14 protein-coding genes are annotated in these 16,337 nt (G+C 58.6%); 3 read left to right on the top strand and 11 right to left on the bottom strand.

The features are described 5' to 3' along the window. The first annotated feature begins 28 nt into the window (after positions 1-28). Positions 29-1,762: a hypothetical protein gene (locus LB571_RS22895; RefSeq protein ID WP_140717781.1), complete on the top strand. Its 1,734-nt coding sequence runs from the start codon at positions 29-31 to the stop codon at positions 1,760-1,762. Positions 1,763-1,910: 148 nt separating this feature from the next. Here the strand turns inward: LB571_RS22895 and LB571_RS22890 are convergent, their stop codons facing one another. The 4 genes from LB571_RS22890 to LB571_RS22875 form a co-directional block, all read right to left on the bottom strand. After that, positions 1,911-2,684, bottom strand: a complete 774-nt coding sequence (locus LB571_RS22890; protein ID WP_140717778.1) for an FkbM family methyltransferase — start codon at positions 2,682-2,684, stop codon at positions 1,911-1,913. 179 nt (positions 2,685-2,863) lie between these two features. Further along, positions 2,864-3,775: a hypothetical protein gene (locus tag LB571_RS22885; RefSeq protein WP_224598172.1), complete on the bottom strand. Its 912-nt coding sequence runs from the start codon at positions 3,773-3,775 to the stop codon at positions 2,864-2,866. Then, the gene (locus LB571_RS22880) at positions 3,736-4,377 is read right to left on the bottom strand and encodes a class I SAM-dependent methyltransferase (protein WP_015318718.1); all 642 of its coding nucleotides are present in this window, start codon (positions 4,375-4,377) and stop codon (positions 3,736-3,738) included. The genes LB571_RS22885 and LB571_RS22880 overlap by 40 nt, the downstream gene beginning before the upstream one ends. Before the next feature lie 4 nt (positions 4,378-4,381). Further along, positions 4,382-5,428 (bottom strand): glycosyltransferase family 2 protein, encoded by a 1,047-nt coding sequence (locus tag LB571_RS22875; protein ID WP_224598170.1) that lies wholly within the window; start codon positions 5,426-5,428, stop codon positions 4,382-4,384. 172 nt (positions 5,429-5,600) lie between these two features. Here LB571_RS22875 and LB571_RS22870 point away from each other — a divergent pair, with 172 nt between their 5' ends. Both LB571_RS22870 and LB571_RS22865 read left to right on the top strand, forming a co-directional pair. Beyond that, on the top strand, positions 5,601-6,725 hold the full coding sequence (locus LB571_RS22870; RefSeq protein ID WP_224598167.1) for a glycosyltransferase family 4 protein: 1,125 nt from the start codon (positions 5,601-5,603) through the stop codon (positions 6,723-6,725). Beyond that, positions 6,722-7,840 (top strand): glycosyltransferase, encoded by a 1,119-nt coding sequence (locus tag LB571_RS22865; RefSeq protein WP_224598165.1) that lies wholly within the window; start codon positions 6,722-6,724, stop codon positions 7,838-7,840. The genes LB571_RS22870 and LB571_RS22865 overlap by 4 nt, the downstream gene beginning before the upstream one ends. A 51-nt stretch (positions 7,841-7,891) precedes the next feature. On the opposite strand, the gene rfbD is transcribed toward LB571_RS22865, so the two are convergent. From rfbD to LB571_RS22830, 7 genes are all read right to left on the bottom strand, one after another. After that, positions 7,892-8,791 carry a dTDP-4-dehydrorhamnose reductase gene (rfbD, locus tag LB571_RS22860; protein ID WP_224598163.1) on the bottom strand — a complete coding sequence of 300 codons (900 nt, stop codon included), beginning with the start codon at positions 8,789-8,791 and terminating at the stop codon, positions 7,892-7,894. Next, positions 8,788-9,858 (bottom strand): dTDP-glucose 4,6-dehydratase, encoded by a 1,071-nt coding sequence (gene rfbB, locus LB571_RS22855; RefSeq protein ID WP_140726552.1) that lies wholly within the window; start codon positions 9,856-9,858, stop codon positions 8,788-8,790. The genes rfbD and rfbB overlap by 4 nt, the downstream gene beginning before the upstream one ends. A gap of 25 nt (positions 9,859-9,883) precedes the next feature. Continuing rightward, positions 9,884-10,438 (bottom strand): dTDP-4-dehydrorhamnose 3,5-epimerase, encoded by a 555-nt coding sequence (rfbC, locus tag LB571_RS22850; RefSeq protein ID WP_015318724.1) that lies wholly within the window; start codon positions 10,436-10,438, stop codon positions 9,884-9,886. Continuing rightward, positions 10,439-11,320, bottom strand: a complete 882-nt coding sequence (gene rfbA, locus LB571_RS22845) for a glucose-1-phosphate thymidylyltransferase RfbA (protein WP_015318725.1) — start codon at positions 11,318-11,320, stop codon at positions 10,439-10,441. A gap of 152 nt (positions 11,321-11,472) precedes the next feature. Further along, the gene (locus tag LB571_RS22840; protein ID WP_224598160.1) at positions 11,473-12,744 is read right to left on the bottom strand and encodes an O-antigen ligase family protein; all 1,272 of its coding nucleotides are present in this window, start codon (positions 12,742-12,744) and stop codon (positions 11,473-11,475) included. 65 nt (positions 12,745-12,809) lie between these two features. Continuing rightward, complete coding sequence (locus tag LB571_RS22835) at positions 12,810-14,069, bottom strand: tetratricopeptide repeat protein (protein WP_224598158.1); 1,260 nt, start codon at positions 14,067-14,069, stop codon at positions 12,810-12,812. Continuing rightward, positions 13,957-16,335 (bottom strand): GumC family protein, encoded by a 2,379-nt coding sequence (locus tag LB571_RS22830; RefSeq protein WP_224598156.1) that lies wholly within the window; start codon positions 16,333-16,335, stop codon positions 13,957-13,959. The genes LB571_RS22835 and LB571_RS22830 overlap by 113 nt, the downstream gene beginning before the upstream one ends. Positions 16,336-16,337 lie beyond the last annotated feature (2 nt).

Genomic DNA, 16,337 nt, shown 5'->3' with positions numbered 1-16,337 from the left:
AGCGGCTCCTAACTTGAGAGTGGAGCGCATGTCGAAGAGCCGATTATTTCGCATTATCGTAGCAATTGCTGCCTTGCCTGGTTTGGCACTCGTTCTATTGCTGCACGGGGCGATCCCCGGCGCGATGGTTCCAAGTTACGGGCAATCGATTTGGGCTATCGGTTTCGCGAAAGCAATCACAAACGACCTTAGCATTTTTGCGCACGGCATCGGTGGCCCGGCCCCGGCGGCTATCGCTTTTGGACTCCCAGCAGTCCTCACTATGGTGCCATTTTTGGCAATCGGCCTGAGCGATGGCGACGCATATTCGACTTCCTTCGCGATCTGGCTAGTGGCGGCGTATTGGGGCACCTTTCGTCTTAGCCGTCAGATCGGAGTTGGGCATCTGTTCGCAATCACGAGCGCAATTGTCTGGATGACAATCCCGGTCATATGGATGCACCAAGGATATTCGATGTTGGGCCTGGGAATGTCCTTGGTACCGTTCTACGTCTCCTTCGCCTGGCCCATCGCTTGGCGTGGGCCTCCGACGCTCTATGATTTCGGTGCATTCACGGCAGCGACAACGATTGCCGCGTTCATGGATGGCTATACCTTCGTGATCTCCGCAATGGTGGCGGGTTGCCTTTGGTTTGCGGGCGCTGTAACAGGCGAGCCAAAAGAGGTCCTTGCTCGCCGACTGACGATGTTGGCGGTTGGCTACGGTGCTGCCTATCTGCTGTACAACCAGTTCACTGGCTCCTCCGGCACTGAGGGCTTCGATCTAGACTTCTTTCGTGGCTGGGGCGCTAATATTGAGTTCTTGCTGGTGCCGCCCAGCGGCCTACTGTGGATACCGGACACGCTGGGGCTTTCCGAATCACGAGCGTGGGATGATTACTTCGGCGATCCTTCTGTATTCACCACACCATTTGCCCTTCTGGTCATCATACTTAGTGTCATCGCTGTTGCGTCGAGGAAGGGCGACCGCCGTGCAGTCTGGGCGTTCTTTCTAATCGGGCTCGTTGGCCTTTATCTGTCGCTCGGCCCCTCATTCAAATTCTATGCGATGCGGCCTTCCGGCGTCGCTGGACCGGTTATGTCGGAAGACTTCGCGCCGATCCCGACCGGAACGGGGTTTCTGTCAACTTACGTGCCGGGCTTTATGGCCATGCGGGCAAGCTATCGTTGGGTTGTTCTGGGCATGCTCGGGATGTGGGCGGCATTTGTTGCATCAATGGCCGGAAGGCGCAGCCTGACAGGGTGTGCGCTTCCCCTCGGCGTCGCGGTGATCGCTCTACATATGCCATATTCGAGCCGGATCGGTGGACATTCAAACCAGCGAGACATGCACCTTCAACTGGCAGAGTTCGCTGAGAAGGTTCGTCCATCATTCCGTCCAAATGAAAAGACGCTGTTTCTGCCGTGGGGCAACGATTTCTTCGTGACCTATCTCGCGCCAACAATTGGTATCCAGTCTTTCAACATAGGCGGTGACAAAAACCTCGGAGCCGCAGTGGCTAATTGGCCCGACAGCATCCGTGCGATACCAATGCGGAAGCCGCTAAGCGTGGACTATGTTATTCCGATTACGACGATGCTGACCTCTGGTGACGTGGATGCGGTCGCTCTGTCGTTCATCGACAATACCGCACCCGTCAACAACTGGCCGGTTCCGCAGGACAACAAAGCAGCAGCACTGGAACTTGCCGAAGCGCTGGAGACAAACCCAGCCCTGCTCGTGGCGCGCACTGAAGATTATGTGATCATCCGGCTTCGCTAGTCGTCTGATTGCCTAAAACCAAGAACGCAAACTCCCTCACGAAACCGCGCTTTGCCGGGCGCTTGTACCGTTTCAATCTCTCGCTTTCGAAAAAACTTACCGCCTGGCGATCGGATGTGGCATGATAGCATAAGGACCATAGCTTAATCTAGATCGCGCCATCGGTATTCAGCGTAAAAGAGCAGTAGAGGTCGTCTACGCATCCCGCGGACACCAGATTATCGTGAATGAAAGTAAGCGCAGCGTGGTCGCTGTCGATCAATAGCGGCTGCCCATCTTTAAAACGATAAACATATGGGAACGTCTCTCGCAATAGCCGCAGCAGGTCGCGGGGATTAATGTCACGGAAGCCGACCATCGTGAAGGCATTAAACTCGACGAGCAACGAGGGCTTCAGGCGCTCTATCGTTTCTCTTCCGCCCCGCAGAACGTCTATCTCAAAGCCTTCCACGTCGATCTTGATGAAGTCGACCTTCTCGATACAATGGATCCCCACGAACGCATCAAGTGTCGACATCTGAACAGTTCCTGTCGACGAATGTCCAAGTGTGTCTTCCGTGACGAGATGGCTGGCAGATGCCGAATCAGGGTTGGAGAAGAAGAATAGTGATCCTTCTCTTGCTCCTAACGCAATATTATGAGCATCTACTAAAGCTGCATTGACCTTGATCGTATCTAGCAGGAGTGGAAAAACATTCGGGTCTGGCTCAAAAGCATAGACCTTTGCAGCACCAGATCTCGCGGCGATAACCGCTGTCATCCCGATATTTGACCCGATGTCTAGAACGATGGCATTATTGGGAAGAGCACGCATTGCAAATGCGAACGGTTCGTCAGGTTCTGCATGGTCAAAGTAGCTGTCACCTTCTCGCCCACAGAGGATGATGTTTTTCCCACCAAACTCGACTTTCCTACTATGCATTAACTCTCTCCGATTGCTTTGCGCCGACTCCAGTAGAGAAAATATAGGCGTTCCCTTTTTACAGGCTTGAACCGTCGACGCCGCTCCTCCTATGCCGGCGCCACCTGTACCCGACGATCCCCTCTACCGACAACCATTCGAGCCTATCGATCGGTGATTCCAGATGCCTCCATCGTCAGTCATTGGTTATCCGATAAAAACCAATCAGCAATCTGCCCGCCAACGAAAAGAAGAAGATCCCCCAGAACCGTGATCGTCCGCCCGATCACCACCGCCAGAAGGATGACGGGGCCAGCGCTTAGCCCGCCGAGCAGGAAGAGCAGAACGGCTTCCCTGACGCCGATACCGGCCGGCGCGCCGGGGGTCACAAGTCCAGCGAGCCAAGCCAGCACATAGGCGCCGGCTATTGCCGGATAGAGGGCGAATTCGCCCGAGCCGCCAGCAAGCTGATAGGCCCCCGCAAAAACCAGACCGGAAAACGCCAGAAATGCGAGGTAGAGAAGAGCAGCCACACCCAAATCTGTACCAAGGAAAGCGGTTGAACACAGCGCGACAGCCACTAGCGCGGCAAAGGAAATCCAACCGAACCAGTCGGAAGCTCCGACCGCCATCAGCGGCAACACAAGCGGCGAAAAGAGAAGTCCGCCGACAATGAGGGCCGCCACTTCATAGGCGGTCGACTTGACGAGCGGTCCGTTGCCGATGCCGGCCGCCACGCCGATCGCCTGCCGTCCTGCAAATTGAAAGATATTGCCGGGAACATATTTGGCGAGTTGCGAAATGGCATAGGTGCGAATCGCCCAAGGCCGCGAGACGGGAGCACCAAGGTGGTGCAGAAGATGTCGCCAGCCGAGAGCAAGCAGCAGGTTCGACACTCCATAGACGCCGGCCAAGGCTATAATGGCGGTGTAGCTGGCTGCTCCCATGCGGCGAAAATCGATCTCGCCGGTGTACCCCTGAAGTCTGATCCCTACGAAAACAACACCGGCCAACCCCAGGAAGGCTCCAATGCGATTGAGCCAGGTCTTGGCACGAGGGCCAAGCGCCACGATCAATGCCTTTTCTTCGGCTTGCAGTGCATCATGGTCCATGGCAGCGGAGACAGAACCTCGACCACATCGAAAAACTCTGAAGCCAGCGCGACGATGCCGCGCTGCGACCAGTGCTGCAGATGGCCGGGCGTGTTGCCCAAGGCCGAGATGTATTTCCCGCGCGCCAAGTTCAGGACACGCCAGATCGGCTCCCGGGGTACGCTGAGGATCAGGTCCGACCTGACGATACGCTCCAGCGCTTGCAATGCCTTCCGCGGCTCCTCGAGATGCTCCATTACTTCGCAACATACGATGAGATCGGCGCTGTCTGGTTCAGGGGCCACCTCATAAATACTGCGGACAGCGAAACGCCGGTGGTCAATATCCTTTCCGCGCGCGTTCTCCTTTGCCATTCCGATGACTTGGGCAGAGAAATCGGTGCCTCGCGCGTCGATACCCTGCTCCAGCCAGCGCATGACCCAATAGCCTTCTCCGCATCCGACTTCGTGAATAGTAGCGGGCCTCACCTTAGTCACCAAGCTGGACAATGCCGCTTCGAAACCTTGCACCATCCGGCGGGCGATCGGGTTGCGCGTGCCATATTTGTCATAGGTGTTGCCTATGACGATACCGTCTTCCGCCTGCCCGCCAGCTACCTTCATCTTCCTATCCTGCTTTCCTGCTGAAGCGGGCTTCTGCGTAGTTGCCATTCTCTCCCTGCGTGGAACGCTGCGTATAACGAATGTCTTCGAGAAGCTTGCGGTTGGCGGCGATCACGTCGGCCAGAAAGGCGACGAGAAGGGACTGGAAACCCATCGTCATCAGCACGCCCGCCAGGACCACCGACTGAATATGGCCGCTAACCCCTTCGGTCAAATAGAAATAAAGGAAGCGCAGGCCGAGCAAAAAACCAAGGCTGAAGAGGATAGCCGCGATCCAGCCGAAAAACCGAGCCGGCTGGTAAATGACGAAGATACGTATGATCGTGAAGATGGAGCGCTTCAGATAGGAAGGAATGCTCTTCACCAACCTTGACGGCCGCAAATCACCATTGACTCGGATCGGAACCGAGACCACGCGCATGTTCTTGCGCCCGGCCTGGATGATGGTTTCCAGCGTATAGGTATAGTTGTTGAACACGATCAGGCGCTGGGCCGCGTTTTTCGAGATCGCGCGAAAGCCGCTCGGGGCATCCCGCACATCAGTGCCGCTGGTCACCCGCACGACCCAGCTGCCCAACTTCTGCAGAAGCTTCTTCACCGGGGAGAAGTGCTCTATCTCCGATATCGGCCGCGCGCCCACGACCATATCCGCACGCCCCTCCAGCACCGGCCTGGTGATCGCCGGAATGTCGGCGGCGCGATACTGGTTGTCCGCATCGGTGTTGACAATCACGTCGGCGCCGCGCGCGAGGCAAGCTTCGATGCCGGTCATGAAGGCATAGGCGAGACCGCGGTTGCTGGTATGACGCACAATGTGGTTTACGCCGTTTTCCTCGGCGACCCTCACCGTCTCGTCGCTGCTGCCGTCATCGATGACCAGCCATTCGACGCTGTCAAACCCGGTGACGGTCCGCGGCAGATCACTCAGCGCTGTCGCAAGCGTCTCGGCTTCGTTATAGCAAGGAATCTGGATAATCAGCTTTGGCAGCGGCGTACTCTCGAATTGGATCCTGACACTCCGTGCGTCTACCACCATCGGGCGGAGGCGCAAATGATTTTTCCTCGGGAAAACCGTATTTCCCATTTCGAACCACGGAACCTGCGAAATGTATATTAGCGTTGCTTCATAATGATCTGCCGCATGATCATCCCTCGCAGCGTTGTCCTGTTATCGCCGCAAAAACGTCCGGCATTCTTTGCCTAATTCGCTTCCGGAGAGACGATTGAAAATAGGGATCGACGGCAGGAATCTCGGATCAGCCACCGATGGAATTGGCAGGTTCGTGCACAATTCGGTCAAAGCGCTGGTGGCGCTCGGCGCCGATGTGTTTGTCTATGCGCCGAGCAAGATCAATGCGAGTTATGATATTCCGCCTGGCGTTTCCGTCCAGGTCGCCAACTTCAATGGTCCCTACGCGAGGGTGTTCTGGGGACAGGCAGTCCTGCCCTCCTGGGCCTTGCGCGATCGGGTGGATGTCTTGTGGGGGCCGTCCCATCGCCTGCCCTTCATCCTGGACGGGCGCATCGGAAGGGTGGTCACGATTCATGACCTCGTCTGGCTGTACGCCGCACAGACCATGCGGACCCGGACCTGGCTGGGCGACCGCTTGATGATGAAGCCCGCGCTGAAAACCGCTGATGTCGTGGTCGCGGATTCGACAGCAACGGCCGCCGCCTTGACCGCCGAGTTTCCCTGGCTGAAATCGCCGATCAAGACGGTCGCACCCGGCACGACCGCGTTGCCGGCTCCGAGCGATTTTTCGAGTTTGGCGCCCCTCGGCATCACCAAGCCCTACGCGCTTTTCGTCGGCACGCTCGAGCCGCGAAAGAACCTCGGCAACCTGGTTAAGGCCTATGGCCTCCTGCCGCAGAGCGCCCGGTCGCGCTGCGACCTGGTTATCGTCGGCGGCACGGGCTGGAAGCAGACGAGCCTGGCCGGCGACGTGCGCGACAGCGCGCTTGAGACGAATATCAAGTTTACCGGCTTCGTCGATGACGCGACGCTCGCCACGCTCTATGCGAATTGCCTCTTTCTGGCGATGCCATCGCTTTACGAGGGGTTTGGCTTTCCGATCGTCGAGGCACAGTCTTTCGGCAAACCGGTGCTGACGTCGAACACCTCGTCAATGCCTGAAGTGGCGGGAAGCAATGCCGTGCTCGTCGACCCGGAAGATCCTGCGGCAATCGCCGCTGCATTCCACCGCCTCTGTACCGATGTGGAATTCCGGAACGGGATCGCTGCGGATGCGAAGAAAAATGCCGGGCGCTTCACCTGGGAGAACCACGCCAAGGGCATGCTGCAAATTTTTGAGCAGGCCATCGAGCAAAGACGGAAGACCCGCGTTTGAAAGTCCTGCACTTCTTCAAGACCTACTGGCCGGATACGTTTGGCGGCGTGGAGCGGACGATCCATGCCATCGCGCAAAGCACGGCGCGCCACGGCATCGAAACCGAAGTGCTTTCGTTGAGCCGAAGCCCTGGAGAGAACACACAGGCTTTCGGTGGGCATATGGCCCGCAAGGCCAAACTGGATTTCGAGCTGGCATCGACCGGTTTTTCACGCGAGGTCTTTTGGGAATTCAGAGCGCTCGCCAAAAATGCCGACCTGATACATTACCATTTTCCATGGCCGTTCATGGACATCGTGCATTTTCACGCCCGTCACGGCAAACCGACGGTCGTCACCTACCATTCCGATATCGTCAAACAGAAACTCATCCTACCTCTTTATCGACCGCTGATGCTGCGCTTCCTCAGGGATGTGGACGCTATCGTTGCGACGTCTCCGGACTATTTGAAATCGAGCCCCGTTCTCAGAGCCTTGGAGGGCAAATCAACGATCATTCCCATCGGCATAGATGAAATGGCTTATCCCACGCCGACCGAAGCCGACAACAGCTGGTGCCAAGCGGCTGTGGCGGAGCCTTTCGTGCTATTCGTCGGCGTCTTGCGCTATTACAAGGGCCTGGACGTGCTGATTGAGGCAGCCGACAAGGTCAGGTGCAAGATCGTTATTGCCGGGTCAGGGCCTATCGAGGAGAGCCTCAACCTTCAGGCCAAGACGTTGGGCCGCAACAATGTGATGTTTCTCGGCGAGGTCACGGAGCAGCATAAGATGGCTCTGCTGCGCAACTGCCTCGGCTTCGTTTTTCCGTCTAACCAGAGGTCGGAAGCCTACGGGCTTTCACTGGTGGAGGCTGCCATGTGCGGCAAACCGATGATTTCGTGCGAAATTGGAACGGGAACAAGTTATGTGAACAAAGCCGGCGAGACGGGGCTAGTCGTTCCGCCTTCAAATCCAGCACGCCTGGCCGAAGCCATCAACCAGATCGTCGATTCGCCCGTCGAAGCAGCGAATTGGGGGCAAGCTGCCCGTGATCGCTACATCAGGCTCTTTACAGCCGACAGGATGGGAAAGGCTTATGCCGATCTCTACCGCCAGCTCGATAGTGGCCGCCGCTGAAGCGGCTTTGCGCCGCGACAACCCTCCACCGGCCGCTGCTTGGTCATGCAGTTAGGGACCGTTGGAGCCCCCGCTTACGAGACGATGGACCACTTCTCGGGCCGACTTCTGCCAGTCCGGCGCCGTCCATCCGAATGCCGCGCCAAATTTCGCGCTCGATAGCCGCGAGTTGACAGGGCGGCGCGCCTTGGTTGGGTAGTCCATCGTCGTGATATCCCGTACCCGCGCCCAGGGACCACCAAACTTCAGGCTTGTGTCGAGGATATGACGGGCAAAGCCGCTCCAGTTGGTCTCGCCCGTGCCGGCCAGATGACAGGTGCCGAACGCGGCGAAGCTCTTGTCGCCATGCAGCATGGTGGCCGCATGCAGGATCGCGTCGGCGACATCAAGCGCGGATGTGGGATTTCCCCACTGATCTGATACCACCGAAATCTCATCGCGGTCGGCGGCCAGCCGCAGCATGGTTTTCACGAAATTCTTGCCAAACGGACTGTAGACCCAGGCGGTGCGCAGGATCAGGTGGCGCGGATTGGCTGATGCCACCGCCTGCTCGCCGGCTAGCTTGGAGGCGCCGTAGACACCGAGCGGCGCCGTCGGGTCGGTTTCGATATAGGCATCGGCCTTGGTTCCATCGAAGACATAGTCGGTCGAAAGATGGATGACCGGCACGCCCAGCCTCGCCGCGGCCTCCGCCACCTTGCCGGCACCGGTCGCGTTGACCGCAAAGGCCAGATCGGGCTCGTCCTCGGCCTGGTCGACGGCGGTGTAGGCGGCGGCCGACACGACGATATCGGGCTTCGCACCCGCGATGACGTCGATGATGGCGTCAGGCCGTGCCAGGTCAAGCTCCGGGCGACCGATGGCGAGGACCTCCACGCCGGCGCGCGCCTGGCCGGCCGCGAGCAGGCTTGCCGCGACCTGGCCGTCGCGTCCGGTGACAAGCAGCCTCACGCGCCCACCTTGCGGGCTTCGCCCAGTCTTTCGCCGGCATAGCGCTGCTCGCGGATCGGCCCCCACCACCATTCGTTGTCGAGGAACCAGTCCACGGTCCTGGCAAGGCCGCTGTCGAAATTCTCCCTGGGCGTCCAGCCGAGCTCGCGGCTTATCTTGGTGGCGTCGATGGCGTAGCGGCGGTCGTGGCCGGGACGGTCGGTGACGAAGGAGATCAGCTCGCGATAGCGCCTGCCGCCGGCGCGCGGACGCCTGGTGTCGAGCAGGTCGCAGATCGTCTCGACGACGGCAAGGTTGGTGCGTTCCGAATTGCCGCCGACATTGTAGCTCTCGCCCGGCTGCCCTTTCGTGGCGACGAGTTCCAGGGCGCGCGCGTGATCCTCGACGAACAGCCAGTCGCGCACATTGGCGCCGGCGCCATAGACCGGCAGCGGCTTTTCGTCGAGCGCGTTGAGGATGACGAGCGGAATCAGCTTCTCGGGAAAATGATAGGGGCCGTAATTGTTCGAACAGTTGGAAAGCACGACCGGCAGGCCGTAGGTCTCGTGCCAGGCGCGCACCAGATGGTCCGAGGCCGCCTTCGACGCGGAATAGGGCGAGGACGGCGCGTAGGGCGTCTCCTCGACGAACATGCCGCCGTCGAAAGGCAGGTCGCCGAACACCTCGTCGGTGGAGACGTGATGGAAGCGGAAGCGGCTTTTCCTGTCGTCGGACAGGCCACGCCAGTATTCCAGCGCGGCGTTGAGGATCTTGTAGGTGCCGACGATGTTGGTCTCGATGAAGGCGCCCGGTCCGTCGATCGAGCGGTCGACATGGCTCTCGGCGGCCAGGTTCATGACGATGTCGATGTCGTGCCGGCGCAGAAGGTCGAGCACCGCCCTCTCGTCACAGATGTCGGCCTGGGCGAAGCTGTAATTATGGGCGTTCTCGATCGGCCGCAGCGAGGCCAGGTTGCCCGCATAGGTCAGCTTGTCGAGATTGGTCACCCGGTAGGCCGGGTTGGCGCACAAATGCCGGCACACCGCCGAGCCGATGAAGCCGGCACCGCCCGTCACCAGAAAATTCATACCGCAGTCCTCACGCAAACACCCATCAGGCGAATACCTCGGCGACGGCGAGCAGCGGCGCCTTGAGGTCCTTGTCCGAAAGCTGGAAGCCGCCGGCCAGCGACGGCCACTCGATATCGATGGCAGGATCGTCGAAACGGATCGACCGGTCGTGCTCGGGCGAATAGGTGTCGGTCACCTTGTACAGCACCTCGGTGTCGGGCACGAGCGTGACGAAGCCGTGCGCGAAGCCCCTGGGCACCAGGATCTGGTTGCCTTTTTGCGCCGACACTTCGAGGGGGACCCATTTTCCGAAGGTCTTCGAGGCGCGGCGGATGTCGACGGCGACATCGAGAATGCTGCCGCGGATCACCCGCAGCAGCTTGTCCTGGGCACGCGGCGCTAGCTGGTAATGGAGCCCGCGCAGCACGCCCGCGGCGGCGGAATAGGAGTGGTTGTCCTGCACGAAAACCAGGTCGATGCCGGCCTGCGAAAAACGCTCGGCATTGTAGGTTTCCATGAAGAAACCGCGCGCGTCCCCATGGCGTTTGGGAATGATTTCCAGCAGACCTTCGATGCCAAGGGATCTCACCTCGAGCATTTAGCCCTCCGACAGCTCGACGACACGTCGGCGTAGATAGGCGGCGTATTCGTTCCTTCCCAGGCGAGCTGCACGCTGCAACACCTCGTCAGCGCTCAGCCACCCTTGTTCGAAGGCGATTTCCTCCGGACAGGCAACCTTGATGCCTTGGCGGCGTTCGATTGTGCGCACGAACGAAGAAGCGTCATCCAGGCTGTCATGGGTGCCTGTGTCGAGCCAGGCATAACCGCGTCCCAGCCGATGCACCTGCAACTGGCCACGCTCGAGATAGGCATTGTTGACCGCCGTGATTTCGAGCTCGCCTCTCGCCGAGGGCCGGATCGTCGAGGCGATTTCAACAACATCGTTGTCGTAGAAATAGAGACCCGTGACGGCCCAGTTGGACTTCGGCTTTTGTGGCTTTTCCTCGATCGTCAGCGCGGTTCCGGTCGCCTTGTCGAAAGACACCACGCCATAGCGCTCGGGATCCTCGACATGATAGGCGAACACCGAAGCGCCGCTTTCACGCGATGCCGCCGTGCGGCAAAGCTTCGACAACCCATCGCCAAAATAAATGTTGTCGCCCAGGATCATCGATACGCTATCCGCACCAATGAAATCACGGCCGATGATGAAGGCTTCCGCCAGACCATTGGGATGCGGCTGCTCGGCATAGGTCAGCTCAAGCCCAAATTCCGATCCGTTGCCTAGCAGATCGCGGAAAACCGGCAGATCCCGTGGCGTGGAAATGACCAAAATCTCGCGGATTCCGGCGAGCATCAAAACGCTCAGCGGATAATAGATCATGGGCTTGTCGTATATTGGGAGTATTTGCTTAGAGACTGCCAAGGTCAACGGATAAAGACGCGTTCCGCTGCCTCCAGCAAGGATGATTCCTTTCAAGAAGCTCTCCTTGCCATGCCTAAGTCCCTCCCCTCAGGGCCTGTGCTTAGGTTTCATGCATTGGCTTGTCAATCGCGGCAAGCAACAAACGCATCGGCTGGGTTCGATACCGGTCTACCGGCGCCTCCCGCTTCGGCCGAACCCACCTGGTTCTACCTTGGCAAGGCCGATGCCTTGGCCGGGACAAGCAGATTGTCCTCGTCACGGCGGCTGGCCTTGCCCGGTTCATCCCTCTGGTCGAGCCGATCGGCAAAACCGCGGTGAAAGACAATACCGTTCAAACAGGCAAACGTCATCGCAAGGGCGGCGGTTCGCAAGGGATAATCGACGAGGGAATGAACGAGCAGAAAAGCCAGCGACAGAAAGGCCGCCTTCTGCAACGGTTCTCCGCGAATTCTAGCTGACGATGCGGACAGCAGCACCGCATAGGCAACCATCAGCAGGATAGCCGGCAAACCGCCCTCCAACGCCAATTCCAGATAATCGTTGTGCGCGTGATTGACATAAGACTTGAAGATCATGCTGCCTTTTTCATGGATCTGGTAAACCTTCTGAAAAGCACCAAATCCGACACCGGTGGTCCAATTCTGTTCAATTCCCTCAATCGTGGTCCGTGCGAATTCGGCTCGTCCAAAGGCCGGGTCGACCACTTTGGCATCGATCTTTGCCCACGCGCCGATCGTGTAGATCGAAAGACCGATGAAAACCGCGAGGATGCCATAACCACCAACCCTCGAGCGCGCGGACAGGAAGACAACGGAGATGGCGGTGATCGCCAGCCCGATCAAAATGCCGGCCCGCGAACCGGCGGCCAGAAGCAGCAGCAGGAGGGTTACTAGACCGAGCGCTCCTGAAAGAAGGTGGCCGCGGAACAAGCCATAATAAACCACGAAGGGGATCGAGACGAAGAGCAAGGCCGAGAAGTGGTTCTGGTTGGCAAAGAGACCCGCATTGATGGTAAACGGCAGCAGTCCCTCGATGGCAACGGTATCGGAGAGCGAATACTGGATCGCCGCCGCCAGGCCATTGCAGATCACCCCCATGAAAAAGAACGGCAGAAGACCGTGGACCTGCTCAGCGCGCAGGCGCAGGACGGCGAGGAAGAACGCCGCGGCCACGACAAAATAGAGCATGCACTCGATGGTGCGCCCCACTCCGACGCTGACGAAGCGCAACCGGCTTTCGCCATCCAGCCATGGATCCGCAAGCAGCACCGCGGGCCGCACCCCCTCGAGCAGGGCGCCGGGCAGCGGCACGACCTGAAAACAGAACACCGCAACCACGAGAGCAAGCAACCACAACACGGCGCGGGGAATTGCCTGTTGCGACGGCCTCGAGAGGATCGCCGCGGCGGAGATGACCGCCGCAATCTCGATCAGCGTCTCGGTGTACAGACCGCTCGCGGTGCCGCCACCAATCAGCATCGATAGAAAGAGCACCGAGCCAAGAAGATATTTATCCCACTGCGTGGGCTGTCGCGACCGTTCTCTCACGACGATACACTTTCGATGCTCAATTTGTGCATGACCAACGTCCCGACATACCGAAACCGCCAACTCTGTGCGATCGCGGCCGTTTCCAGTCTCAGCAACTGCATCGGGCACGCCGCCGGCCCAACCGTGAAGTCCAGGCTCAGGCTTCGCCTGTTGAAGGTGCCTTCCGGTATGTTGAAGCGCGCGATCTCGTGTGAGGGAGCGACGCATCTGAGAGACCAGAACAATTCCTTCGGCAGTTTGAGATTCGTGGCCGAAGCGTTCAGGGAAATCCTGTAGGAGCCAGGAGGAAGTTCGATAAATTGCTGAAGCGCCGCGTTCTTGACGGGCGTGTTCAGAAATCGAATCGTCGCTCCGCTGTCGCTTTCACCTGCATCCCGCGATCCGGCGAAGGTGATCTCCATACCCGACCGGTCGTGTATCACCCAGTCGAATGGTTTGCCGCTGTGGACCGGTTCGAAGCCGCCGTTGAAAATGTAGCCGCCCAGTTTCCGTTCCTCGTCGGACAGGCTGAAGAGAAACAGCCGATAGGCCGGGTCATATTGCCTTTGCTTGATGTAGCCATCGATCACGGCCGACAATTCGTTGGACGTTGGAGACGTCGGGGACCCCGCGAGATCGAGCAACAGTTGGTTTGCGGCTGCCAAACCCTGGGGGTTCTGGCCAAGGGTCGAAAAAAGCTTGCCCCGCCATGGCGCCTCCGCCCGGATGGCGGCGAGCACGGCCCCGTACCCTTCGGGATTGGCGAGAATGGCCGGCCAACCGGCGGCCACGGTTGAAAATTGATCAGGCCACCGACGCAGCAAGATATCGATCTCGGCTACAGCCCTTACCAGGTTGCCCGTCTCGACGGAGCGATCGATGGATCTCCGCAATGCGTGTATTTCGGTCTTGGACAGCATTCGAGCCCGATCAAAGAGTTCGAACGCCTGGTCCTTCTCGCCCTGGCGATACTTGATCTCACCGATCAGGCTATAGAGGCGTGCATCCGCGACGTTGAAGCGAAGCGCATTCCGGGCCTTTGCGGCCAACCCGTCGAGATCGGCACCGTCGTTCGTCTGGTTCAGTTCGCCGGCGATCTCGCCTATCAAAGCATCTACGTTCAACGGATCCAGCGCGAGAGAGACGCTCGGCGTTCCAGTCTCAAGAAGACGACTTAGCCCGTTCGACGAAGCCATCAACACCAGAACGGAGGCGACGAACCAAACGCCTGAACGCAGGAGACTTTGCATGCGCGGGCTGGTCTGCTCCACCATCGACTTTGCCCTCGATTTTCGGGGTATTCGTGCCGTATTCGTAATACTGGTAATTCATATATTTGTAGGCGTAGTTGTAGTCGAACTTGTTCACCTGGAATTTCGACATCGCTGCCCCGATGACATTCGCTCCGGCTGCTCGTAGACGCTTCAGAGCCGTTTTGGCGGATTTGCGGGTTACCTGGTTGGTGGAAATCACCATCAGCGTGCCTTCGGCAAGCCGGCCGAGGATCGGCGCATCCGAAAGGCCAACGACGGGCGGCGCATCGATGATGACCAGATCGAAGCGCTTGCCGAGATTGGTGATGATCAGCGCCATTTTGGGCGAAGAGAGCAGGTCCGCCGGGTTCGGCGGTATCGTCCCCGACGTCAGAACAGTGACATTGGGATATTTCGTCGCTCTGAAGATGCCAGCCAGATCTTCCTTTCGAACGGTATTTGTCAGGAGATTGCTCAAGCCGATCGCGTTGTCGAGGCCGAACAGCCGATGCAGATTGGGTTTGCGCAAATCACCGTCGACAAGCAGAACCTTTGCGCCGAGAGCGGCAAAATCCTGGCCAAGCTTGAACGATGTGGTCGATTTACCCTCCGACGGTTCGGAGCTGGTCACCAGCAGCGAACGCGGCGCCCCTTCCGCTCCTGAGAATTGCAGCGACGTCCGCAACGAACGATAGGCCTCCGAAAGCCCCGACTTCTGATCGGCTATGCTGGCTATGAGTTCCCGGTCGTCGACGAGCGGCAAGATGCCGAGCATGGCCAATCCGAGCTCTTTTTCGATCTGCTCCGGATTTGTAAAGGTGTTGTTGAGCAATTCGACGATGTAGATGATCGACGCACTCAAGGCCATGAACAGCGCCAGGGCTATTGCAAGATTGATGCTAAGGCGAGGAGAATAAGGGCTCAAGGGCCGGGTCGCGAAATCGACAACGGCAGCGCTTTGCGTCTTCAGCTCAGAACTCACGCCGACTTCGTTCAGCTTGGCGATCAGGCCGTCATACTGCGACCGATTGGAATCGACCTCGCGCTTGAGGATGGTGTATTTGATGTTCTTGTCGTTGAAGACGATCTGCTGCTTTTCCAGCTCCGTGAGCTTGGCCTTGAGGTCGGCTTCCTTGTTCTGCGCTTCCTGAAATTTCAACCGTAGCGAGTCGGTTATCGCCAGCACGCCATTGTTGTAGAGCCGCTGCAGTTCCTTGATCTGCGACTGCAACTGCTGCATTTCTGGAAAGCCAGGTTTCAGGATGCCTAATTTCTGCTGGTATTGGCTTGTGAGGTCCGCGAGCTTTTCACTGAGCTTCTGCAGGCCTTCGCTCTCCAGAACCGGACCGAGACTGGCGCCACGCCCCTTGTCCACCTGATCCACCATCCGCCCGGCATCGAGACGCTCCTGGATTGCGGTCGCGAGTGCCGTGTTGAGGGCCTCGATGTTTGACCCGATCAGCGATTTGTCGCCGCCGGTGACGGTAATGCCGGCATCCTTGGCATAGGCGACCAGTTCCTCCTCGGACTTCTGCAGCTTCTGTTTGACCTGCAGGACCTGCTCCTGAATGAACTGCCTTGCCAGATCCGACGTCTCGCTGGTCTGGTCGAGACGTTGATCGATGAAGCTCTGGGCGACCTGATTGGCGACATCGCTCGCATATTTCGGCTTCTGGTCGACGAAGGTGATCGACAGCAGGCTGGTGTTCGTCACCAGATTGACCGTGAGATCATCGAGGACGCGCTTGATCGCCATGCCTTCCCGCTCTTCGGGCGTCTTTTCCTGGATCGAGGGCGATTTGGAAATTCCGAAGGCGCGGTAGAAGATGTTGCCTATTGAAAAACTCGGAGTCGGAAACAGGAAGTCCGGCTTTTCGGCTAGGCCCAGTTGAAAGACCACGCGCTGCGCCAAGGCCCTGCTCTTCAATTTCTCCCGGGCGGTCAGAAACGCCCGGACGTCACTGTTTTCGGAAACCACCTCAATGTCCTGGAAGACCTTTGCCGAAGGGACCAGAACCTCCAGCTGCGTCGTCGCTTGATATTTGGGTGTCTGCATCATCGTCACAATGACACCGGCGACGAGGCCCGCGACGGCCATCATGACGATCAGCCAGCGATACTGGATGACATAGAACAGCAAACGGAGCGGATTGAAGCCCTCGTCCTGGGCGGCATAGTCACGACCATACGGGCTATAATTCTGCGCCCCATCGTAATAAAGATCCGCGGACAGGGCTTGGCCATATCCGGGGCCGGCAATTTGGGGCTGCCTGTTGCGATCGAGCATGG

It is taken from the genome of Mesorhizobium sp. BR1-1-4 (assembly GCF_020165375.1).
Classification (GTDB): domain Bacteria; phylum Pseudomonadota; class Alphaproteobacteria; order Rhizobiales; family Rhizobiaceae; genus Mesorhizobium; species Mesorhizobium australicum.
Note: the sequence above shows the minus strand (reverse complement) of the source record. Positions and strands in the feature narration are given on the sequence as shown.

What these genes read in the sequence shown, in the direction of transcription:
- LB571_RS22895 (WP_140717781.1), top strand. Translation starts at nt 29, where the DNA reads ATGTCGAAGAGCCGATTATTTCGCATTATCGTAGCAATTGCTGCCTTG.
- LB571_RS22890 (WP_140717778.1), bottom strand. Translation starts at nt 2,684, where the DNA reads ATGCATAGTAGGAAAGTCGAGTTTGGTGGGAAAAACATCATCCTCTGT.
- LB571_RS22885 (WP_224598172.1), bottom strand. Translation starts at nt 3,775, where the DNA reads ATGGACCATGATGCACTGCAAGCCGAAGAAAAGGCATTGATCGTGGCG.
- LB571_RS22880 (WP_015318718.1), bottom strand. Translation starts at nt 4,377, where the DNA reads ATGAAGGTAGCTGGCGGGCAGGCGGAAGACGGTATCGTCATAGGCAAC.
- rfbB (WP_140726552.1), bottom strand. Translation starts at nt 9,858, where the DNA reads ATGAATTTTCTGGTGACGGGCGGTGCCGGCTTCATCGGCTCGGCGGTG.
- rfbC (WP_015318724.1), bottom strand. Translation starts at nt 10,438, where the DNA reads ATGCTCGAGGTGAGATCCCTTGGCATCGAAGGTCTGCTGGAAATCATT.
- LB571_RS22840 (WP_224598160.1), bottom strand. Translation starts at nt 12,744, where the DNA reads ATGCTGATTGGTGGCGGCACCGCGAGCGGTCTGTACACCGAGACGCTG.
- LB571_RS22835 (WP_224598158.1), bottom strand. Translation starts at nt 14,069, where the DNA reads ATGGTGGAGCAGACCAGCCCGCGCATGCAAAGTCTCCTGCGTTCAGGC.
- LB571_RS22830 (WP_224598156.1), bottom strand. Translation starts at nt 16,335, where the DNA reads ATGCTCGATCGCAACAGGCAGCCCCAAATTGCCGGCCCCGGATATGGC.